At 39.5% G+C, this 22,867-nt stretch carries 23 protein-coding genes; 1 reads left to right on the top strand and 22 read right to left on the bottom strand.

The features are described 5' to 3' along the window. Nucleotides 1-75 precede the first annotated feature (75 nt). The 11 genes from dinG to NQZ71_RS09320 form a co-directional block, all read right to left on the bottom strand. Entirely contained in the window at nt 76-2,856 is a 2,781-nt protein-coding gene (gene dinG / locus NQZ71_RS09370) for an ATP-dependent DNA helicase DinG (RefSeq protein WP_144452863.1), read from the bottom strand. A 242-nt stretch (nt 2,857-3,098) separates the two neighbouring features. Next, nucleotides 3,099-3,482, bottom strand: coding sequence for an aspartate 1-decarboxylase (panD, locus tag NQZ71_RS09365; protein WP_317011707.1), 384 nt, complete (start codon nt 3,480-3,482; stop codon nt 3,099-3,101). Next, nucleotides 3,467-4,354 (bottom strand): pantoate--beta-alanine ligase, encoded by an 888-nt coding sequence (panC, locus tag NQZ71_RS09360; RefSeq protein WP_317011706.1) that lies wholly within the window; start codon nt 4,352-4,354, stop codon nt 3,467-3,469. The genes panD and panC overlap by 16 nt, the downstream gene beginning before the upstream one ends. Continuing rightward, on the bottom strand, nt 4,351-5,184 hold the full coding sequence (panB, locus tag NQZ71_RS09355) for a 3-methyl-2-oxobutanoate hydroxymethyltransferase (RefSeq protein WP_275005717.1): 834 nt from the start codon (nt 5,182-5,184) through the stop codon (nt 4,351-4,353). Before panB ends, panC begins: the two co-directional genes overlap by 4 nt. Before the next feature lie 247 nt (nt 5,185-5,431). Continuing rightward, a complete protein-coding gene (locus tag NQZ71_RS09350) occupies nt 5,432-6,415 on the bottom strand; it encodes a biotin--[acetyl-CoA-carboxylase] ligase (RefSeq protein ID WP_317011705.1) in 984 nt (327 codons plus the stop codon). Continuing rightward, the gene (locus tag NQZ71_RS09345) at nt 6,400-7,596 is read right to left on the bottom strand and encodes a CCA tRNA nucleotidyltransferase (protein ID WP_317011704.1); all 1,197 of its coding nucleotides are present in this window, start codon (nt 7,594-7,596) and stop codon (nt 6,400-6,402) included. Before NQZ71_RS09345 ends, NQZ71_RS09350 begins: the two co-directional genes overlap by 16 nt. Further along, nucleotides 7,593-8,735: an N-acetyl-alpha-D-glucosaminyl L-malate synthase BshA gene (bshA, locus tag NQZ71_RS09340; RefSeq protein ID WP_144452851.1), complete on the bottom strand. Its 1,143-nt coding sequence runs from the start codon at nt 8,733-8,735 to the stop codon at nt 7,593-7,595. Before bshA ends, NQZ71_RS09345 begins: the two co-directional genes overlap by 4 nt. Further along, complete coding sequence (bshB1, locus tag NQZ71_RS09335) at nt 8,732-9,472, bottom strand: bacillithiol biosynthesis deacetylase BshB1 (protein WP_275005723.1); 741 nt, start codon at nt 9,470-9,472, stop codon at nt 8,732-8,734. Before bshB1 ends, bshA begins: the two co-directional genes overlap by 4 nt. Then, a complete protein-coding gene (mgsA, locus tag NQZ71_RS09330; protein ID WP_144452847.1) occupies nt 9,441-9,863 on the bottom strand; it encodes a methylglyoxal synthase in 423 nt (140 codons plus the stop codon). Before mgsA ends, bshB1 begins: the two co-directional genes overlap by 32 nt. A gap of 11 nt (nt 9,864-9,874) precedes the next feature. Then, nucleotides 9,875-10,681 (bottom strand): 4-hydroxy-tetrahydrodipicolinate reductase, encoded by an 807-nt coding sequence (gene dapB / locus NQZ71_RS09325; RefSeq protein ID WP_317011703.1) that lies wholly within the window; start codon nt 10,679-10,681, stop codon nt 9,875-9,877. Nucleotides 10,682-10,744: 63 nt separating this feature from the next. Further along, complete coding sequence (locus NQZ71_RS09320; protein WP_144453392.1) at nt 10,745-11,065, bottom strand: nucleotide pyrophosphohydrolase; 321 nt, start codon at nt 11,063-11,065, stop codon at nt 10,745-10,747. 262 nt (nt 11,066-11,327) lie between these two features. On the opposite strand from NQZ71_RS09320, the gene NQZ71_RS09315 reads away from it, so the two are divergent. Then, nucleotides 11,328-12,206, top strand: coding sequence for a YitT family protein (locus tag NQZ71_RS09315; RefSeq protein WP_144452844.1), 879 nt, complete (start codon nt 11,328-11,330; stop codon nt 12,204-12,206). Nucleotides 12,207-12,236: 30 nt separating this feature from the next. Here NQZ71_RS09315 and NQZ71_RS09310 read toward each other — a convergent pair whose 3' ends face one another. From NQZ71_RS09310 to aroH, 11 genes are all read right to left on the bottom strand, one after another. Next, the gene (locus NQZ71_RS09310; protein ID WP_260054821.1) at nt 12,237-13,460 is read right to left on the bottom strand and encodes an MFS transporter; all 1,224 of its coding nucleotides are present in this window, start codon (nt 13,458-13,460) and stop codon (nt 12,237-12,239) included. Nucleotides 13,461-13,588: 128 nt separating this feature from the next. Further along, entirely contained in the window at nt 13,589-14,263 is a 675-nt protein-coding gene (locus tag NQZ71_RS09305; RefSeq protein WP_275005727.1) for a zinc metallopeptidase, read from the bottom strand. A 66-nt stretch (nt 14,264-14,329) separates the two neighbouring features. Beyond that, nucleotides 14,330-15,124 (bottom strand): sporulation protein YpjB, encoded by a 795-nt coding sequence (gene ypjB, locus NQZ71_RS09300; RefSeq protein WP_317011702.1) that lies wholly within the window; start codon nt 15,122-15,124, stop codon nt 14,330-14,332. An 85-nt stretch (nt 15,125-15,209) separates the two neighbouring features. After that, nucleotides 15,210-15,797, bottom strand: a complete 588-nt coding sequence (locus NQZ71_RS09295) for a lipoprotein heptaprenylglyceryl N-acetyltransferase LhaT (RefSeq protein WP_127737625.1) — start codon at nt 15,795-15,797, stop codon at nt 15,210-15,212. A gap of 151 nt (nt 15,798-15,948) precedes the next feature. After that, a complete protein-coding gene (locus tag NQZ71_RS09290) occupies nt 15,949-16,500 on the bottom strand; it encodes a ReoY family proteolytic degradation factor (RefSeq protein ID WP_127737624.1) in 552 nt (183 codons plus the stop codon). A 77-nt stretch (nt 16,501-16,577) separates the two neighbouring features. Continuing rightward, the gene (locus NQZ71_RS09285; RefSeq protein WP_317011701.1) at nt 16,578-17,840 is read right to left on the bottom strand and encodes a tetratricopeptide repeat protein; all 1,263 of its coding nucleotides are present in this window, start codon (nt 17,838-17,840) and stop codon (nt 16,578-16,580) included. A 12-nt stretch (nt 17,841-17,852) separates the two neighbouring features. Beyond that, nucleotides 17,853-18,758 carry a hypothetical protein gene (locus NQZ71_RS09280; protein ID WP_260054817.1) on the bottom strand — a complete coding sequence of 302 codons (906 nt, stop codon included), beginning with the start codon at nt 18,756-18,758 and terminating at the stop codon, nt 17,853-17,855. A 164-nt stretch (nt 18,759-18,922) separates the two neighbouring features. Then, nucleotides 18,923-20,212 (bottom strand): 3-phosphoshikimate 1-carboxyvinyltransferase, encoded by a 1,290-nt coding sequence (gene aroA / locus NQZ71_RS09275; protein WP_144452838.1) that lies wholly within the window; start codon nt 20,210-20,212, stop codon nt 18,923-18,925. Nucleotides 20,213-20,238: 26 nt separating this feature from the next. Beyond that, on the bottom strand, nt 20,239-21,342 hold the full coding sequence (locus NQZ71_RS09270; RefSeq protein WP_317011699.1) for a prephenate dehydrogenase: 1,104 nt from the start codon (nt 21,340-21,342) through the stop codon (nt 20,239-20,241). Between the two features lie 29 nt (nt 21,343-21,371). Then, the gene (gene hisC, locus NQZ71_RS09265; protein ID WP_144452834.1) at nt 21,372-22,475 is read right to left on the bottom strand and encodes a histidinol-phosphate transaminase; all 1,104 of its coding nucleotides are present in this window, start codon (nt 22,473-22,475) and stop codon (nt 21,372-21,374) included. 22 nt (nt 22,476-22,497) lie between these two features. Continuing rightward, complete coding sequence (gene aroH / locus NQZ71_RS09260) at nt 22,498-22,866, bottom strand: chorismate mutase (RefSeq protein ID WP_275005738.1); 369 nt, start codon at nt 22,864-22,866, stop codon at nt 22,498-22,500. Nucleotide 22,867 lies beyond the last annotated feature (1 nt).

Here is a 22,867-nt window from a genome sequence, read left to right as displayed (position 1 = left end):
TAACCTCTTAACTAATCCTTAGTATAAGGAGTACTTGTATATTTCGTCTATTATTTTATCACAAGACGAAAAGCATTAAATCCATTCGTTAATAAAAAATTCAATATCATCGAGTTTCTTTCTAATCAACGGCACATGTGGAATTGATTTCAAAAACGTCTCCCCATAAGTTGTTGTCAAAATCCTTCTATCAAGTATCACGATGAACCCTTTATCTGTTTCAGTCCGAATCAGTCTGCCGAAGCCTTGCTTGAATCGAAGTACCGCTTCAGGCAAGCTGTTTTCAAGGAACGGATTGCCTCCCAAAGATTTGATACGTTCGTTTTTAGCTTCATTCAAAGGCTCATCCGGTGAAGAAAATGGCAGCCTAACAATAATCAAACAGGTCAAATCTTCTCCCGGAATGTCAATACCCTCCCAAAAGCTGTTCGTTCCAAGAAGGATGGCTTTATCGTAGCGCTGAAAATTTCTAGTCAGCCTCATCCTGCTTCCAGTCGTGATGCCTTGAGCAAGAATAGCATAATCAGGAAGGCTTCCTTTTTCTTTTATAAGCTCATATGTTTTCTTCAGCATTTCATTGGATGTGAACAAAATCAACATACGTCCGCTCGTTGCCTGTGCGATTGTCACAATATGTCCTGTTACTGCCTCTATATACTCATCAAGCGGTACATTATTAATCTCCGGCACTTCATCTGGCACTATCAGCCTGACCTGCTTGTCATATTGAAACGGAGAAGGAATCTGTTTTTCAACATGGTTTGTTTCAGCAAGCCCTAATGCTTTTACATAATAATCAAAGCTGTTATTTACAGTTAATGTCGCAGACGCGAACACAACACTTTTCTTTTTTGCGAACAAATGCTGTAAAAGCAGCTCTGATACGGAATGAGGCTGAGCATAAAGCACTGCTTGATGGGGATAGCTTTTCCAATCAACCTCAAGCCATGTTATATTTTCTTCCTCTCGCAAAAAAATCTGGCGCAGTGTCAGCATGTATTTATCCCATTCTTCAAGGATTCCTTTTATTCTATCCGCTGCCAACACTTGATTCATGGGAAGTGCGGATATATCGGTTTTTCCATAAAAAGCTTCAAGTGATTGTAAAAGCGCGTTTTTACAATCCTTCAGTAAAAAAATAAATCGCTCTGCGACAATTTCAATTTGATTCCATTGAATAGATCCGTCTCTTTTAATACGAATGCTTGCTTTACTTGAAGACTTATTTGCAGTCCTTTTAACATATCTTAATATTGTCCTAAACAGCTCATCAAGCTCCAATAGAAGATCTGCTAGCAGTCTATTCAGCTTGATTTTTTCATCATGAACCTCATCAAAATTGGAGAGCAGTTTATAAAGCAGCTGTTTCTGCTCGTATGTTCCAATAGCTTGGAAGCTAAGCTTTGCGCTGACATAGGAAAACTGGTGCCCAAAATGCTTTATGGCATTTTTCTCAAAATGATGTCCTTCGTCAATTATCGCATACTCATAATTAGGCAGAAGCCCCTTGTCTGCTGTAAGATTATTAAGCATTAAAGCATGATTTGTGATGATAATATCAGCCTTTTGTGCCGCATTTCTTGTACGTCGGTAAAAATCCTTTGGAGCCCATTCTTTAGAAAAAGGCAAGGAAAAGTTGCCGTTATTTTTTATTTTATGCCAAAACTTAAGGCCCCCGCTCGACAGATTCAGTTCATCCTTATCACCTGTCTGCGTTTCTGTCAGCCAGATTAAAATTTGCATTTTCGTTAAAACGATATCGTAGTTGTCATCCTGTTCCTTAAGAGAAACCTCAAACTTATCTAAGCTGATATAGTGGTTTCTTCCCTTCAGCACAGTGGACATGATAGGAAATGGAATAATGCTCTCAAGGATCGGTAAATCCTTGTGAGTAAGCTGTTCCTGCAGCTGTGTTGTGAAGGTGCTGACGACAATCTGCTTCTTTTCCTTTTTGGCAAAATAGGCTGCTCCAAGCAAATAGGCCAATGATTTGCCAATACCCGTTCCAGCCTCGATTAGCCCATGCATATTCCCATTAAAGCACTTAAGAACGTCTTGAATCATTTCTTGCTGACCAGCTCTTGTAACATAGTTCGGCAACACTTGCCTCATTCTATTCTCAATATCTTTTTCGTTAAACTCTATGTAATCCTGCAAATTCTTTTTTGCAGCTTTTTCCGTATCTTCCAGTTTGAGCGCCAATCCTCTGTATATCTCCAGCCCTTCACGCATAAAAGAATTCGTTTTCTGCTGTTTGATAGCTATTTGATCCAGAAGCTGGTCCAGATCGCTTTTTAATGCACCGCTCAAGCTTTCTAATTGCCTAATTGTTTGCAAAGGCAGTTCTTCTAGTTTATTTAACATAATAAGCAACAGCTCTGCTGTTACATACGCATCACTATCAGCCTGATGTGGACGGTCATGCTCGATGTTTTCCTGAATTGCCAAATCTGTCAGCTTGTAGCTGTCCGCTGTAGGAAACAAAATCCTAGCCATTTCCACCGTGTCAATTATCGGTCCATAAAACCCTTCAAAACCGGCCTGTTCCAATTCATCTGACAAGAATGACAGATCAAACATTACATTATGTGCAACAAAGTAGGCATCCTTAAGTAAGGACTGCACCTTTTCTGCAATTTCATCAAATAATGGCGCCGACTCCACCATCTCATCATTTATGCCAGTCAGTTCCTCTATAAAGGGAGAAATTGGCTGCAGAGGATTCAACAGGGAGGAATACTCCTCTACTATTTTCCCATCCTCAATCACGACTGCCGCGAACTGAATGATTCGATCTCCTTTTTTTGGTGAATTCCCGTTTGTTTCCAAATCGACCACCACATATTTATTCCCCATTACATCCACCTCTAACTTTCAGTCATTCAAACGGTATCATAAAATAGAGAAAAGGAAAAGAAATTACTGCATATTTATTGTCCAATAATACCTTTAAAAGTGTTCTTCAACCGGATTGCTCTGCCTGTATTCCCATTGAAATGCTAAAACAGGCTGCAAAAAGGCTTTTTGTTCCTCTTCTCACGCATTAATAGCTTTTACAAATGCGCAGAATAATAACAAAAAGCCTGTTAATTTTAACTTTACAGAATTGTCTTTTCTGGCTCCTGGCTCAGCAGTTCTGCAATTCGATTGTTTTCTCCCATAATGGCAACCTTTGGTTTATGAAGATGTGCTTCTTCATTCGTCATAACTGCATAGGAAATGATGATAACTGTATCACCAACCTGCACTAGTCTTGCTGCTGCACCATTTAGACAGATTGTTCCACTGCCCCTTTTTCCTGGAATAATATATGTTTCCAGGCGAGCGCCATTATTATTGTTAACAATCTGTACCTTTTCATTTGGAAGCATATTCACTGCATCCAGAATGTCCTCATCAATTGTAATACTGCCAACATAATTCAAATTTGCTTCTGTCACTATCGCTCGATGGATCTTCCCATTCATCATTGTTCGGAACATGTGCTTGCTCCTTTTCCAATAGCCATTTCATTTATATCAAAAATGATATTATCAATTAATCTAGCGTTATTAAAGCGGACAGCCACTGCAATTATAAGCGAACCTTCCCAATGGCTCGGTTCTTGCAGCTCAGGATATGTCAGGATTTCCAGATAATCAACTTTACCGCTCGTATTTGTCTCAATCCTTTTACTTAACGAATCCGTAATAGCCCTGGCATCATGATTACCCTTTATCAGCTCTTCTCTTGCCATGGAGAGTGTTTGATAAAGAATGCCTGCTTCTTGCCTTTCATTATGGGACAGCTTCACATTTCTTGAGCTCTTCGCAAGTCCATCCTCTTCCCTGACCGTTTGAACGGCATGAAGGGTAATTGGAAAATGAAAATCCTGTATTAATCCATCAACAACAGCAACTTGCTGTGCATCTTTTTTTCCAAAGTAAACATTATCAGGCTGAACAAGATGGAACAGCTTTGTCAGTACTGTGGCAACACCGTCAAAATGGCCTGGTCTTGTTCTGCCACATAATACATCTGCTCTTTTCTGAACATGAACTGTGACAGAAGGTGTGCTCGGATACATTTCTTCTGTTGATGGCATAAACAAATAGTCGACACCCTCATTCTTTGCTGTAAGTTTATCCTGCTCTATATCTCTTGGATAGGATTCCAAGTCTTCATTTGGACCAAATTGAAGCGGATTGACAAACACACTTAAGATCAGTATGTCATTTTCTCTTCTCGCTTCCTTTAATAAAGCACGATGACCTTCATGTAAGTATCCCATCGTTGGTACGAAGCCGATTGTTTTTTGCTGTTTCAAGCTTAATGTCAATTCCTGCAGTTCTGCCTTCGTTGTGATAATTTTCATCGTTTTCCTCCATATAAACCATCCAATACGCCTTCATTCATCGTGTAGCTGTGCTTTACTTCCGGAAATTTGCCCGTTTTTACTTCTTGCACATAATTTATAAGCGCCTGTGCAATCGGCTCATCTATATTTGTGTATTGCTTAACAAATTTGGCAACCCTGTCAACACCATATGTGAGCATGTCATGATAGACGAGAACCTGACCGTCTGTGTCTGCACCGGCTCCTATGCCAATAGTAGGAATATTAATCGCTTTTGCTGCTTCCCTTGCAAGCTGCATTGGAATACATTCTAAAACGACCGAAAATGCTCCTGCTTCTTCACATTTCTTCACATTTTCGAGCAACTCTAAAGCGTCTTCCCTGCTTTTCCCTTGTACTTTATAGCCCCCTAATACACCGACAGACTGGGGCGTTAAGCCAAGATGTGCCATCACTGGAATTCCTGCATTTGTCAGCAATCGAATTTTATCAAAAACATCATTTGCGCCTTCCAGCTTAACAGCATTTGCTCCTGTTTCCTGAATAAGCCTTGCTGCATTTAGTAAAGTGTCTCTGTCTGAAAGATGATAGCTCATGAAGGGCATGTCAATGACGATAAAGCTATTTTTCGCTCCGCGTCTGACCGCTTTTCCATGATGAATCATATCCTCCATCGTCACCTTAATAGTAGACTCATAGCCAAGCACTACCATTCCAAGAGAGTCACCGACAAGCAGCATATCAACCCCTGCAAGTTCTGCCTGTTTGGCAGACGGATAATCATAAGCGGTCACCATACTAATTTTCTCTGCATTTTTCATCTTGATGAAATCACTTGTTGTTTTCAATTCTTTTTCCTCCTTTAATCGGAAGAGGGGAATCGTAAAAAAAACAAAAAAATCCCTCTAAAAAAATAGAAGGATACTGTTACTTGTTTATTTTTTATCCCTCTGTCCTTGTCCTTATTTGTTTGGATCTAGGCAGATACATCGTTATCATATCTTACTTTATTGCGTGCATTTTTGGTGCGGTTCTTATGATACCGCCCAGCAATAGCATTATAGCAGACAACTAAATGTCTTACTACTAAAAACATTAAGATTCAATCAGTATGTCGGCAGAATAAATGTGATGGACTTTGCCATTATCATCTTCTAGAAGCAGGACTCCTTCATCTGTTATCCCTTTAGCAATCCCTGTAAAGCTGCCATTCAAGGTCGTCGCCTTCACTCGTTTGCCGATACTGACTGCATAGCTTTCCCAAAGAAGCTTTATCGGATAAAATCCGTTTTCTAAGTACAGGCTGTACAGCTTCTCAAGCTCAAGTAAAATGGTTTGAACAATTGTTGCCCTGTCCCATTCCTTCCCTGTTTCAATAAACAGAGAGGAAGCTGTATTGCGGAGTTCTTCTGGATAATCCTCTAATTCAAGATTAACATTAATGCCAATTCCAATAATCAAGGAATGTATGCGGTCACTGTCAGCTTGAAGCTCTGTTAAAATCCCACTGATTTTTTTTCCATTCAGGAGCAAATCATTCGGCCATTTTATACCAGGCTCACAACCAGTTGCCTGCTCTATTCCCTTAACTGCAGCGACAGCCATCAATAATGTCAACTGGGGCGTTTGCATAATCGGAATGCGAGGGCGCAAAATAATGCTCATCCATATCCCTTTGTATTTTGGGGAATGCCAAGATCGTTCTAATCTCCCTCTTCCGCCAAGCTGTTCCTCTGCAATGACAATCGTTCCCTCTGTAGCTCCATCATAAGCGAGTCTTTGGGCAATTCGTTGGGTGGAATCAACTGTTTCCTCGTAATGGATACTTCTTCCTAATTGTTTTGTTTCTAAACCAAATCTAATTTCATCTGGTATTATTTTATGAGGTACCTCAACAATTCGATAGCCCTTTTTCCTTACTGCTTCGAGCACAAAACCATCCTTGCGCAATTCCTCGATATGTTTCCATATAGCTGTTCTTGAACACCTTAGAACCTCGGCCAGCTCTTGGCCAGATATATATTCATTCGGCCTGTCGGCGAAGGCCTGCAACAGCTTTGTTCTTAAATCATTTCCCACTGCTTAAGCCACTCCTTTATAGCCTGTTTTTCATTTGTAAGCTTCTTTTCCACAACAGCATTTTCAATAGTAGCAATCGTTTCCTTCATCCATGGACCAGCAGGCTTGATGCTCCACTCTAATAGGTCGCGTCCTGTTACTTGCAGCTCGTCCCTTCCTTTAATCGGAAGTGCAGCAAAGGCATCCTTTACACTGACAATATCCTGCTGTTTTGCCGTTATTACGCTGAATACCTTTTCTGCGCTTATTGCAATATCCAAGCCAGATTGAAATAAATGCAAGCTTGTCCAGCACCCTTGATTCTTTCGTTCAAACACACTCTTGATAATATGTTGGACTGTTTTAATCCTCTTTACAGGAAGCTTCCATTTACGCAGAAAAGCATCTGCTTCTTTTGCTGAGACATTACAAGCAATCAAAAGGGCAGACCACATTTCTTCAATATTTAAGCTCTCCAAAGAAAAGGATGCCATATGCATCAACCCTTCTCTATGGGATTTCAGCATTGGCAGGTGTTCGTAAATTTTTGATTGAACCATCAGCAAAATTGCTTCATCCCTTGCTTTTCCAAGCAATAATTTCTCGAATTCTGCTGTTATTCTTTCCACTGCAATCTTTTCAAGGAGATATCTATTGTCCTCAATGGCAATTCTCGTTTGGTCTTCTAGCTTAAACCCGAGTGTGCTGACAAATCGAATCGCACGCATCATACGAAGTGCATCTTCTGTAAACCGCTCATCAGCTGATCCTACCGTTTCAATCCTTTTGTTAGCAAGAGCTGTTTTTCCGTCAAAATAATCAATGATTGTACCGTTTTTATCCATGGCTAAGCTGTTCATCGTAAAGTCTCTTCTTTGCAAATCTTCACGAAGATTGCGGACAAACGCTACATCCTTTGGTCGCCTGAAATCTTCATATTCGCTTTCCGTTCGAAAGGTAGTTACTTCATATGTCTCATTCTCATATATGACCATAACGGTGCCATGCTCTATTCCGATATCAACGGTTGTGTGAAAGATATTCTTCACTTCAGCTGGGGTTGCAGATGTCGCTATATCAATATCATGAATAGGTTTTTCCAGCAAATAGTCTCTTACCGCTCCGCCGACAAAATAGGCAATAAAACCTGCGTTTTCTATTGCCTCAATTATCGGGATGGCAGAAAGAAATGGCTGTTTCATATGTATTCTCCAGAGAGAATTAATTCCTCATATATCTTCTCATACTGACTGACAATCGTTTCACCGCGGAAATGATCTCTCACTCTTACCACTGAGTTAGCAGCAAACTGTCTATGCTTTTGCTCATCAAGGAGAAGAGCTGCCGACTTTTTCGCTATTTCATCGATATTGCCAAGCTCGCAAATCACACCTGTTTCACCATCAACAATTACCTCAGGAATACCGCCAACATTTGTGCCGACACAAGGTACGCCACAAGCCATTGCTTCAAGTGCAACAAGACCAAAGCTTTCCTTTTCTGATAGAAGCAGCATCAAATCACTTATGCTGTATAGCTCCTCTAGGTTTTCCTGCTTTCCTAAAAAGCGGACCTGCCCTTTTAAGCCGAGCTCGTCGACAAGCTTGCATACATTCGACATTTCAGGACCATCCCCAACTAACAGAAGTGTTGCAGACATCTTTTCAGCTATTCCTTTAAATGCCTTCACAACATCTGTAACACGCTTTACCGGGCGGAAATTAGAGACATGAATGACGACTTTATCATCTGGATGGATGGCAAATTCCTTTTTCAAATGAGAGGAATCAACCTTGCGATATACACGTTCATCAATGAAGTTATAGACAGTTTTAATGTCTTTTTTCGGACCAATTACATCATATGATTGGTTCACAAGAGATTCCGATACTGCTGTCACAACATCCGACTTTTCAATACCAAAACGAATGCTGTCTGCAAGTGATGAATCATAGCCTAAAACAGTGATATCTGTTCCATGCAGTGTTGTCACAATCTTAACGTCTCTTCCGCTCATTTGCTTTGCTAAAATGGCACAAACAGCATGCGGAATCGCATAGTGAACATGCAGGAGATCGAGCTCCTCTCTGTTTATCACTTCAGCCATTTTACTGCTTAAGGCAATATCATATGGCGGGTATTGAAAAACAGAATATTGACTGACTTCTACTTGATGAAAAAATATATTATGGTACATTTTGTTCAGACGGAAAGGCATACTTGATGAAATAAAATGTATTTCATGTCCTTTTTCAGCAAGCAGCTTCCCTAATTCTGTCGCGACGACGCCAGATCCCCCAACAGTCGGGTAACAAGTTATTCCTATCTTCAGCTTTTTCATAAACTACCACCCAATAAATCATTATGTATAACTATAGGCTTCTTTGTTTTAAAGCCTTCCGCATAGAACGTTCCGACTTCTTTCCCAAAAAGTCGTTCCCTCGCTTCAACGGTTTCGATATAGCCGTTGACGAGCGGTGTATCCACACTGCCTTCTGTTTTTATAAATTGACTTGCATAACAGTTTAAGCTTTGTTTTTTTGCTTCCATATATTCGCTAACATCAATTACAAAATCAGGCTTATGGAACCCATTTATCATATAAAAATAAAGACTGCTTGCACGATGGGACTCCGTGTCTTTTACAATAAAGTTGCGAACACCTGCCGAAAATACTGCCTCTTCAATTAGTTTGGAACTGTTACCGTGATCAGGATGGCGATCCTCCCAATATGGAGCGAAAACGATTTTCGGCTTAACTGTTCTTATAACCTCGACTATGCTTGCAATATTATCGTCTACATTCCAAAGACCTCTGTCTTTGATGTCGAGAGTAAAACGTGCCTTAATGCCAAGCAGCTTTGCGGCAGCGAGCGCCTCTTTCTGTCTGATTTCAACTGTCCCATTGGAGGAAAGTTCACTATGTGTTAAATCACATATAACAATGTTTTTGCCTGCAGCTGCATATTTAGCAAGGGTTGCACCCATGCCGATCTCAACATCGTCAGCATGGGCGCCAATTGCCAATATATCTACATCTTGTATATTAAATGTCTGTAACTCTGTCTGTATTTCCATGTACAATGTTTCTCCAATCTATATCCCCTTGTTCCAGACCTCTTATCAGCACTTCTCCTGTTCCCATATTTGTAGCCAATGGAACAGAGTAAACATCACATAAGCGGAGAAGTGCCGTTACGTCTGGCTCATGGGGCTGTGCAGTTAACGGATCGCGAAAGAAAAAGACCATATCCATATTATTGTTGGCAATATATGCACCTATTTCTTGGTCTCCTCCTAATGGCCCTGAACAAAAGCGATGTACATCCAATCCAGTTGCCTCTTGTATCTTTGTTCCAGTAGTACCTGTCGCAAACAAGGAATGCTTTTCAAAAATCTTTTTATAAGCAACAACAAAACGAATCATATCATCTTTCTTCTTATCATGAGCTATTAATGCAATATTCATTAATTACACCTCTACTCCATTATATTTTCAAGACCATATATAAGCACATTTGCCTTAAGCACTTCATCGACAGCAAACCTAACACCAGACATAAAGGAGGTACGGTTGTAGGAATCATGCTTTAATGTAAGTGTTTCACCGTCAGCACCGAACATCACCTGCTGATGGGCAATTAACCCTGGAAGTCTGACAGAGTGAATGCGCATTCCGTCAAAGTCTGCTCCTCTAGCACCTTGTATTGTTTCCTTTTCCTCTGGATGTCCTTGTTTTTTCGGTTTTCTTACTTCTGCAATTAATTCGGCCGTTTTAACAGCAGTGCCACTTGGTGCATCCAGCTTGCGGTCATGATGCAACTCGATAATTTCCACATCATCAAAATATTTAGCGGCAAGCTTAGAAAATTTCATCATCAGAACAGCGCCTAATGCAAAATTCGGGGCAATTATGCAGCCTCGATTCATCTCTTCACATAATGCCTCAAGCTCTGCTAGATTTTCATTCGTAAAGCCTGTTGTCCCAACAACCGGTCTAACTCCATATTGAAGAGCCGTTTTAGCATGAAACATTCCAAACTCTGGAGTAGTTAAATCAATCAATACATCTGGTTTAACTTCCTGCAAACATTTTTCGATGTCTGTATAAATTGGTACATCATAAGCAGGTGATGTGAAATCATCTAATTCATTTAATCTTTTCCCCTCATGCTTATAATCCAAAACACCAACTAACTCGAAATGATCGGTACGTCCTGTCAGGTAAACCGCTTCCTTGCCCATTCTTCCTCTAGGTCCTGCAATGACAATTTTAACTTTTTCCACTATTCGTACGCTCCTTTATTGCTTTTCTTCTATGTATTTTGTATTTATTAAAAATAATCGTACTTAAGAACCCTGGTCTTTTTTAGTCCAGCGGTCTTTATCTCTCGTGTTAAATTTATGCATCACTTTATTATGAGATTCTTCGAGATCAATGTTTAAGCTATTTGCCAAGCAAATTAGCACAAACAACATGTCACCAAGCTCGTCAGCAATTTCTTTTTCATTTTCAGAAGCTTTTTTTGGCTTTTCTCCATAATAATGATTTATTTCACGGGCCAGCTCTCCAAGCTCTTCTGTGAGCCTTGCCATCATGGCCAATGGGCTGAAATAGCCTTCTTTAAATTGTCCGATATAGTCATCCACTTCTTTTTGAAGCTCTTGCATTGTTTTCAAACCTTTTCACCTCAAAGCTGCATTATTCTTCCTATTCCCCTTCATGTTAGCTAACATTTTCTTTTTTTACAAATGTTTTTGATTATTATTTACGGGAAAAATACCTTTTATATGAAGCTATCAGCAATCTGGCTTTTTAGCAATAGGAGATTGCTCATATAACACCTATTCGATATAATGGATAGGCTCCAACATAAATGGTCCATACTAAGGCTATATTAATGACAGCTATACATAGAAAGCAGGCGAAAAGATGTTTAAGACGTTAAAGCTCAAAAATATTTTCTTCATTATGCTCGGTTCGGCTATCTTTTCTTTTGGAATTGTACATTTTAATATGCAAAATAACTTGGCAGAGGGTGGCTTCACAGGAATCACGCTCCTTTTGTACGCAAGATTCAACTGGGACCCTTCCATCACAAATTTAATTTTAAATGTCCCGCTGTTTTTTATCGGCTGGAAACTGCTTGGCAGAAATGTTCTCATCTACACGATTATAGGCACCATCAGCGTATCTGTGTTTTTATGGTTTTTCCAGCTGCCCCAAATTGAACTGCAAATTCCACTGCGGGAGGATTTAACACTCGCATCCTTGTTTGCTGGAACCTTTATTGGGATTGGTCTTGGCATAATCTTTCGTTTTGGCGGTACAACTGGCGGAGTCGATATTATTGCAAGACTTGTCAATAAATACTTCCATTGGAGTATTGGAAAAACGATGTTTCTGTTTGACGCATGTGTTATCACGCTGTCCTTGCTGACATACTTGAGTTATAGAGAGGCAATGTATACACTTGTTGCTGTTTTTGTTGGCACAAGGCTGATTGACTTCATGCAAGAAGGTGCTTATGCAGCAAGAGGAGCCATCATTATTTCTGATAAAAATCCAGATATTGCTGATAAAATCATGAAGGAAATGGATCGCGGTGTGACTGTGCTAAAAGGACACGGTTCATTTACGAAGCAAGATAAAGAAGTCCTTTACTGTGTTGTTGCAAAAACCGAGATTGTCCGACTGAAATCCATTATCACAAGTGTTGACCCACATGCATTTGTGTCTGTCACCGTTGTTCACGATGTATTGGGTGAAGGCTTTACTTTAGATGAATACAAACGGCCGATTGAGCATTAAAAGAAGGAGGATTACCATCCCCCTTCTTTTTTATGTTCGTTGATGAATTTCTCTAACCTTTGCATCGCTCGGAAGCAAAACAGTTAGTATTCCTAAAATAGGAAGCACACTGCAAAATACCATGATTGTCTGCAGACTGTATAAATCGCCAATTACTCCGAAAATAACAGCTCCTAATGCTCCCATCCCAAACGCTAGGCCGACAATTAGTCCTGATACAAGTCCAATCATACCTGGAAGCAGCTCTTGAGCATAGACGACGGTTACACTAAAGCTCGATTGGAGAATAAAGCCGATAAGCACAAGTAGTGGCGCGATTAGCCATTGAGGAACATGTGGCAGCATTAATGCAAACGGAGCTGCGCCAATTAAAGAAAAAAGCAGAATCGTGCGTTTGCCAAATCTGTCTGCCAGCGGTCCACCAAAGAATGTGCCTACAACACCTGCGAGCATAAATAAGAAAACATATATTTGTGCATGCTTAATGCTGCTATCAAATTTCTCAATCATATAAAAATGGAAAAAGTTATTAATCCCAGCACCATACCAGCTCCTTGCAAACACTAAAAAGATTAATAAGCAAATTGCTATGATGATTTCCTTGTTCAGCATGCGTTTCTCTGTATGTGCTTGCGTCTTTTTTGCTGCCGGCACTTTGACAAGAAGCTCTTGTTTATACCAGTTAGACACAAAAAACAACACAAACATACCTGCTGCTGCAAGCAGTGTGAACCAGATTGTTCCAAATTGACCTGTTCCTATAAAGATAAAAGCTGTAAATAATGGGGCAAGTGATTGGCCGCCATTGCCTCCGACCTGATATATGCTTTGTGCTAAGCCTCGTTTGCTTCCTGCTGCCATGTAAGCTACTCTTGATCCTTCTGGATGGAAAATAGCTGATCCAAATCCGATAAACAGGACAGAAACTAGCACGCTTATAAAATTAGGTGCCAGTGCTAAGCCAAGCATTCCAAGCAAACTTGAAAACATTGCGATCGGCAAAAAATAGGGAAGCGGCTTTTTGTCTGCCAGCACGCCAAAAACTGGCTGCATGATAGAGGAGGTTATGTTGAGTGTAAAGGCAATCCAACCGATTTCTGTATAATTCAAGTTCATCGTAGGCCCTATAATCGGAAACAATGCCGGTACTACTGATTGCATGCAATCATTGATAAAATGACCCAGGCTTATCGCAAACAGAATACGATAGACTGTTATCGGTTGGTTAGTAGGTAATGCTCGTTCAGCCTGCAAATTAACCCTTCTTTCTTTTCGTTATGTAATAAGTACATTAAATATAAAATCAGCTATAATTATACAACTACCTTTCGCTTATGGAAATAAATTCTGCAAAAAAAAGTCTATGGAGATTATCCCATAGACTAGTCGTTTCTTTGCATTCCTGTATAAATCATAATTAGTCGCAGCAATTCGAGTATGGCTACTGCTGCTGCCGCAACATAGGTAAGGGCTGCTGCATTTAGGACTTTTTTCGTTTCTTTTTCCTCATCATTGCGAATAATTCCTAATGCGACCACTTCATCCATTGCACGGTTTGATGCGTTAAACTCAACTGGAAGTGTTATAAATTGGAACAGGACGGCTGCTGCCATAAAAATAATTCCTAACAGAACAAAATTGCTTGCACCAAGCAGCATTCCGATTAATATAAGTATCCACGAAAAATTGCTGCCGATATTGGCAACTGGAACCAATGCATGCCGGAAACGCAGGAAAGCATATTCTTGCTGGTCTTGAATGGCATGGCCAACTTCATGTGCCGCAATCGCACAAGCGGCAACAGAATGCCCGTGATAGTTATTTGTAGACAAACGGACAACTTTTGACCGTGGATCGTAGTGGTCAGACAGAACGCCTCTCGTTTCTTCAATAGATACATCATATAATCCGTTGGAATCCAAAATTCTTCTTGCAACTTCCCTTCCAGTCATATTAGAAGAAGCAGCTACTTTTGAATATTTTTTGTATGCCCCACTTACCCTCATTTGTGCCCATAGAGGAATGATGAGTATGATGATGAAGTAGATAATAAACATGCTTTTTCCCCCATATCTCGAGTTAGTAGTTATTATTTTAAGCAGGGAGAAACTAAGAGTCAAATGTTATGGCCTTTTATGTCTTCTTCTCTTCTCTTCCTTATCTCCTAAATATTTTCTCCAACCAACATAGGATAATGTAAGGATAATGATGCTTCCAGTTGAAATAATTACCCACCAAAGGGACGGATCTGCTTCATCTTCATACACTTGATTAAATACGTCCTCAAGCTCTGCTTCTAACTCGTCCAGCTCTTTTGTCTCAGCTTTTGTGAAGACTTGAAGGCGGTATGTATCAAGGAAATCCACAAGTGTATTCAGTTTTTGAAATTGCGCTGTTGTCACATCCAGCTTCAAGCTTGGGTTTATAATTTGGTAAAGCGTCAGGAAGGAATTTAATTTCGCTTCATATTCCACTTTGTTTTGGTTTATGGCAGCATCCTTCATTTCCCTGTAGGATGCCATCACTTGCTCTTCCATTTGCGTCCATAGTGGCTGCTGGCCGCTTGAAACTGCATCAACTGCTAATCTGAACTTGATTGCAGAGTTAATCCGCTCGTTCGTATCAGCAGACGGGCTTGTGATTACCTCAACTGCTTCATCACGGGCACCTGTGAGTATTTGGAGCTCATCCATTGTAAATGTCCGTTGTTGCTGCTTCACTATACTGAATTGGTTAGAAAAATAATCAAGGATTTTTTTTGCATCATCGTATCTTTCTGATTTTACCAACTGCAGTGCTTCATCTGATAATGTATCTAACTCGTCTATAGGCGAATCTTGGTCTGCATAAACAGATATAGAAATAGGCTTAAGCAGGATTAATAACATTAATAACACAACCAATTTAGCCTTCTTCATACTTGTCCCTCCCCGATATACTATTAAAAATGTATGTCAGGACGGACAAGGATAGACTAAAAAATTTTGGATTTGACTTGCTTGTTTAAGAAATCGTTAACGTGTTTTTTCTTTTAGCTGCATAAAAACAAATCGCAATGCTTAAAATGCTCAGCCAAAACGTGAAATAACCGATTTGGTCCATAGACTCATTGAGAATGCTATAATTTGGCATCATATCAAATACATAATCAATGACATCATTATGTAATGTCCATATAGCTGCAATGCTAACATGCACCCATTTTATTCGGTAATATGGTATGTATAAAAGCCCTTGTATGGCCATTGCACCGTGAGAAACAATTAACATAAGCGATTCTATCTCTACAGTGCCTGTTTTAGCAAAAACGAGGAAATTCATAACAACTGCCCAAACACCATATTTGAATAGTGTTAGGAGTGCTAATGCCTCAAATAAAGGCGTGTTTCGTTTGAAAAGAAATGCGATTAAAACGATCACAAAAAACAAGCTTGCAGTAGGACTGTCTGGGACAAATAATAAGAAAATGTCCGGCGTTTCCGCCAATTGAAATCTATACCAGTAATAACCATAGATTGTCCCAAGTAAGTTTACGATAAGCAGCAGCCAAATAAATGACCGATTTCCTAATATAAACCGTAACCAATTCATACAGGCAGCCACCTCCTTTATATTATTATTTTCTTTAATAATAGCATAAAAAGTTTCCATTTGTTTTTGGTCTTTTTATATAGGACAGAACAAAAAAGCAGTCTGGCAAACGTTTTAACGCTTAGCCAGACCGCTTTTATTGTATTTGTATTTAGCTCTCTGTGCTTTGTAATTGCTTAAGACGATCCGTCAGCTCCCGAAATGCATGTTCGTCTCCATTATCAAGCGCCTCGTCTATTAGCTCCAGCAGCTTTTCCTTTTGGAACTTTTCTATGCTGGCAACGAGAAATTGCTCTGCAATGAATCGGTCTTTTTCACTAATATGCAGATTTTTTGGCATGAAAGGATTTTCTACAAGCACGGCAGCATACTGATGGGCCTTATTGGAACCATAAAAATTCAGTTGGATATAGATGTCTTCATCTCTGTTTAAGCGAATATCATGAAAGGACTTTTCTGCATCTGTCGTCATGACATTTTCCTTATAAAAGCGAAACGGGACTTCATCAACACAATGTGTGGACATGACCAATCCCCTTGGGCACTTCTCTGCATTTTCAACAAAATGCACTTTTTCCATAAGCTGATCATGACTCATCAAATAATTTAAAATCCAAACACATTCTCTTCTTTTTAATTGATAGTGATTCAGAAACCAACGAATGAAGTCTTTTTTTTCGTTGACAGATACAGGGGTTTTCATGTTTGTTTCCCTCCTCTGCTTGCAACCATTTTTTTGTATTAACACCGTAATCTTTCTTGCTGCAATTGGCTAAATGTTTACTGGCCGCTTGTTAAACGCTGCACGATTTCGATAAATTCTTCATTGCTCGGATCTTTTTCTAAAAGGCTATTAAACACTTCTGCAGCTTCCTGTCTTTTTCCTTCTTCCAAAAGAAAATATCCGTAATCGTATAAAAAGTCTGGGAGTTCTTTAAAGAAAGTATATGCTTCTTGGTATTTGTTTAATGCCACTGAATAATTTTCATTTCCTTGATAGGCTTTTGCTGCATCCCATAATAATTGGGGCTCCTCTATATCTTGAGAATCCATTAGTTCTATTAGCTCGATAATATCCTCGAAGCGTTCCTGTGTCAAAAACAATTTGTTTAAAAGCAACACAGCTTCAGCAAATTCTGGGTCTATTGCCAATGCTTCTCTAAAATGCTTTTCGGCCCCTTCCTCGATCCCGTTCTTAAGCGCCAGTTTTCCGCCAAGCAAAAACAGTTCTTTATTGAACTCATCATGCTTTAAGCCTTCAAGTACTGTCTCATACGCTTCTTGCAGCATTTCCTCTTGCTCATAGCTTCTAGCAAGATATAAGTATAGGGATTGGAAGGATGGATCTAAAGTTCTTACTTCCTCAAAACGATTGATGGCAATTGTCAGCTGTCCTGCTTGCAATGCTGTTAAGCCCAAGTTAAACACTGTATTTATCTCCACTTTTTCTTCAATCGCAAGCTCGTAATAGTTGATTGCTTCCTCGAATGCTCCACCTGCACTTAAATTGTCGGCAATTCTTCCGTTAACATTAACACCGGCAACTGTTGACTGCTCTGCGGCAACAACTTTGTATGCTTTAATGGCATCTGTAATTCTGCCTTGCTCGGAATAGAGCTCTCCTAAAGCAAAATCAATGATAACTTCATTTGGAAGGATTTTTTTTGCTTGAAGAAGCTTTTGCTCACTTACCTCATAAAGCCCGTCCATTTGATATAAATCTGCTAACAGAAGAAGGCTTTGTGGATAGCTAGCATCTTCCGGGTTAATTTTTTCCAGCTGTGAAATGGCCTCTTCCTCATTGCCAATTTCCATCTCTGCCTCTGCAAGCATAACCAAAAGCTCTCCTTCTTCTGGGTATGCCTCCAATAAAATTTGGAATAATGCTTTAGCTTCCTCAAGAAAACCAAGCTGGAACAATTCCTCCCCTAACACGAATCGTTCTTCATTCGAACCTTGATTAAGTATTTCCTCATAATATGATAAAGCTTTTGCTTGTTGACCATTCTCTAATAATGATAGTATTTCGTTTACTTTTTCCATCTTGTATCCTTTCTAAACTCCTCCTGCGCTAAAGAAGGAAGGTACTTTTATTTCCATCTGCTCCCCAAATCCCGGATAATAGAATACTTTCTCGCCAGCTCTAATACATTTGCCTTTATGGTAAGTGACAAGGATTCTATTATAATGATAATGAAATAATTCCTTTTCATCAATATTTATGATTGTTCGGCTTTTCTCATAAAGATTATAGGTCACTTCTCCGCTTTGATAAATATTGCCTTTAAAAGGGTAAATGCCCATTTTAATGAGTGCCTCATATGGAATGATATCACATTCCGCCAATTCTTTTTTGACAGAAGGTATATTAGTATCACGCATAATTGCTGCCCATGTTATTTGTGCTTTTTTTTGTTCTTCCTCATCACTCATTAAAAATTCAGGGATAAGCGGACAATTAAATGGAAAGATTGCTTCCTTAATCCAGCCCCATGGCACTTTATATAAATCATTCGAATTATTTATTTCAATGATTATAGCAGGAATTTTTTCTTTTTTACAGGTTCTGATAAGACTTGTTGTAAGGATTTTCAGAGGGATTTTAATACATATAACATAATCGACTGCACAATTCAACAGCCTGTTTTTTGTCTTATTAAGCTCGCCCAACAACTCCCTTTCCTTTTTGACATTACATGCTGTAGCGAACATTGTACAGCCTTTTTTTATGAGGTTTTCTTGAATATAGTCTCGTTGCTGCTTCGGATCCAGCAATTCCTTTACATGATTGTCGTAAACTATAGGTGTTGGAGTCATAATATATGGACTTCCATCCATTCTCATAATTCCCTTCCAAAAGGTTTCCTTTAACGCATCAATACGATTATGGTCTACGAGCATAGAAGTTTTCTTTAAAGCCTGTTTTTTTAAAATGTTTATATTTTCAATAATATAGGCCATTTTCTCACCACCATGCTTTTTTTAGACAAGCTATGATGATTTTATTTGTTTTATGCCTAGTTTGGTGAATGTTTTTCTCATTTTCTGCTAAATACGTAATAAACCCCATTCGAAAATGGGGTTTATTTGCACTTAAGAGTTTTCCACTCTGTTTTAGTGCTGGTTTATTGTTTTGTTAAACTTTCCATATGTTCAAAGAAGGAAGGATAAGAAACCGCAATAGCTTCCGCATTCTCAAGAATAACAGCACCATCTGTAACTAATGATGCAACTGCAAGCATCATGCCGATGCGATGGTCTCCATGGCTGTCTACTACAGCACCTTTAAGTGGCGCACCACCATGTATAATCATGCCATCCTCTGTTGCTTCAATATTTGCGCCTAGCTTTTTTAATTCATTAACTACCGTATCAATACGATTCGTTTCCTTCACTTTTAATTCCTCTGCATCTTTAATGATGGTCGTTCCTTCTGCTTGTGTTGCCAGCAGTGCGATAATCGGAATTTCATCAATCAACCGTGGAATAATTTCCCCATCAACTGTAGTCCCTTTTAAAGTAGATGCCTCAATGCGTAGATCACCTGTCGGCTCAAACTCATCATTAGAATCCAAAATGGATACATTTGCACCCATATTCTTGAGAACATCCATAATACCAGTTCTTGTCGGATTTAGGCCAACATTCTTTAATATTACAGAGCTATTAGGAACAATGCTTGCTGCCACAAGGAAGAATGCCGCAGAAGAAATATCTCCAGGTACATGAATATCGGCCGCTGTTAAACGCTGGCCGCCTGTAATATGGATACTTTTCCCATCGACATTAATATTGCCACCGAATCTTTTGATCATTCTTTCCGTATGATCTCTAGTGGATACCGGCTCTATTACAGTTGTTGTTCCTTCTGCCTGCAGTCCTGCAAATAGAATAGAAGACTTCACCTGTGCACTTGCAACAGGAAGCTTATAAGAGATTGCCTTTAACGAATTTCCACGAATGGATACAGGTGTAAATTCACCATTGCTTCTTCCATCGATTTTAGCACCCATCTCTCTTAAAGGACCTACAACTCTTGTCATCGGTCTTTTAGCAATAGAGCTATCACCTGCTAATGTGCTGTGAAAATCTCTGCCTGCAAGAATACCTGACATAAGTCTGATGGTTGTGCCTGAATTGCCGACATCCAGCAATTCCAGTGGTTCTTGTAGACCATCAAGTCCTTTTCCCTCAATAATAACCTTCTCATTGTCATGCTGAATGCTGACGCCGAGCTTTTGGAAGCAGGATATTGTACTTAAGCAATCCTCTCCCATTAAGAAATTAGTAACTGTCGTTTTACCCTCTGCAATTGCGCCAAACATGACAGAGCGGTGGGAAATAGATTTATCGCCCGGTATTGCAATTTCCCCTGCCAATGGTCCTGATGCTCGCTTCAACTGTTTTCGATCCATTTTTATCACCTAATCCATACAAGTCTTTATCCGATAGAGGTTTCGTAAGTGGAATACGCAGCAATACATGCTTGCGCCCTTTTTCGATCCTCTTCCGTCTGAAAGCTGATTACAAGTACACCATATATCTCTTCTCTTGTTTCAATGATACGAATATTGGTAATACTTATATTTTCCTTTGCCAGAAATCCTGTAACCTCTGAAATGATTCCTGGATAGTCAGGTACATCTACATATAAATCGTAAAATGCCGGAATTGCACCTTTTTGATTTTGGGGAAGTTCATCTCTGACATTTTTTGCTACTTGAAAATAATCAAATATCTCATTAGCCTCTTCTGTCTTAATCAGTGTTTTGACCTTCTCCATTTCCTTCGTCCATTTGTCGAGAAGCTCAAGAAGTACTGTTTTATTATGCAATAATATGTCACGCCACATTGCTGGACTGCTTGAAGCAATTCTCGTTATATCTCTAAAACCACCTGCTGCAAGCCTTGTAACAAGCTCGTTTGATTTTGCGACATCGTCTGCTTGGTGGACAAGAGATGCTGCAACAATATGTGGCAAATGACTGATTACTCCTGTCAACAAATCATGTTCTTCAGGAGATACTACTAAAAATTTCGCTCTTGTTCCAGATAACCAGTTCATTAATAATTGAACAGAATTCTTATCAACCGTTTCCTCTGGTGTCAGCAAATAAAAGGCATTTTCAAACAAAAGTGCTTTGGAGGCAGACACACCGCTTTTGTGTGAGCCTGCCATTGGATGGCCTCCAATAAAGGTGATGCCTTTTTCTTGAAGAAGTCGTGATTTTTCGACGACTTTTCCTTTTGTGCTTCCAACATCAGTCACAAGAACATCGTTTTTCAATGGCATCTGCGCTAATTTTTCAATCATCATTTCCGCTTGTCTGACTGGTGTTGCGATAATGATTAAATCAGCCTCTTCTGCTCCAGCCTCCAGTGTATCTACACAATCATCAATGACGCCAAGCATTTTACCAAGCTTTTTATTTTTTTCGGCTATATCAAACCCAATTATCGTACAATGTGGATGATTGTTTTTTATGGATAGTGCTAATGATCCTCCAATAAGTCCCAATCCGATAACGAAGACGCGACCATTCATCCTATCACCGCCTTCTCTTTTTGCTAAAATTAAATGGCTGCTGCTTTCTCTTGCAAGAACTTTGTAAGAACATTCAGCAGACCTTCGTTCTCTTCCTTTGAACCAATGGTAATGCGGACAGATGTCGGGAAACCTAGTGGCACACCAGAACGCACGATATATCCATGTTTCATTAAGTATTGGAATATTTCATTTCCGTCCACTTTAAAATCAATTAAAATGAAATTTGTTTGAGAAGGAAAATATGTCAACCCGTGTTCCTCACAGAAAGAATACAGCTGTGTGAGGCCTTCGCGGTTTTTGATAGAACAGCTTGTCACAAAGTCCTGATCAGAAATTGCAGCTTGTGTAGCAATTTGCCCTAAAGTATTAACATTAAAAGGCTCACGAATTGGTTCTAGTGTTTGGATTAAGCTTTCTGAAGCAACTCCATATCCAACACGGAACGCTGCAAGACCATAGATTTTTGAGAATGTTCTTAACACAATCAAGTTATGGAACTGTTTAACTAGCTCTAATGCATCATAGTAATCTTCTGCTACCACATATTCATAGTAAGCTTCGTCTAAAACGACAAGCACATCCTCAGGAACCTGCTTCAAAAATTCGACTAATGACGACTCTGAATTATAAGTTCCAGTTGGGTTATTAGGACTGCATACCCAAACGACGCTTGTATTTTCATCCATTACTTCAAGCATTGCAGGCAGATTATGTTCACCCTTTTCAGTTAATGGAACTTCTCTTACTTCTGCTCCATCCACTATCGCATTATGCTTGTATTGACCAAATGTATGGCTTGCCATAACTGTATTTCTGCCTGGTGCCAACAATGCCCTTGAAATCATGAGAATTAAATCATCAGAACCATTTCCCAACACGAGCTCAGTAGGAGACACTTGAAGGAACTCAGCTAGTGCATGGCGCAGGTTTGTTGCATAGCCATCTGGATATAAAGCAAAAGAACCATCTACTTTTTTTAGTTCCTCTGTAACATGCGGTGAGCTGCCGAAAGGATTCTCATTCGAAGCAAGCTTTACAATTTTTTCTAGATTAAATTCACGTTTCACTTCATCAATCGTTCTACCAGGCTGATATGCATGAAGCCCTAATAACTGCTCTTTCCATTTCATCAACATTCACCTCTATAATGTATTAATTCTCTTGCTTAAGATCTGGTCTTAATTGGATTGCTCTTTCTAAATATATATGGTTAATATCCTTTTGAGCCGTATTCGTATTAACATGTATCATAATGCGGATGCATTTTTGCAATGCATTCGGCACATCAATTTCCTTCATGCACATGACAGGAACATAAGTCCATCCCTCTTGAAGGCGAATCACTTTGGCAGGAAAAGCAGAAGTTAAGTCATCTGTTACAGAAACGAATACAGACGCAACATCGTCCGCTATGATTGCATTCTTTCCTATCATTTCCTTTACAAGCCTCTCTGCTGCATCCAAAATCACCGTTTCTTCATCTACTTCAACCGTGATTGCTCCCCGTACTCCTCTAATCATG

The sequence above is a fragment of the Niallia taxi genome (genome assembly GCF_032818155.1).
Lineage (GTDB): Bacteria > Bacillota > Bacilli > Bacillales > Cytobacillaceae > Niallia > Niallia taxi_A.
Note: the sequence above shows the minus strand (reverse complement) of the source record. Positions and strands in the feature narration are given on the sequence as shown.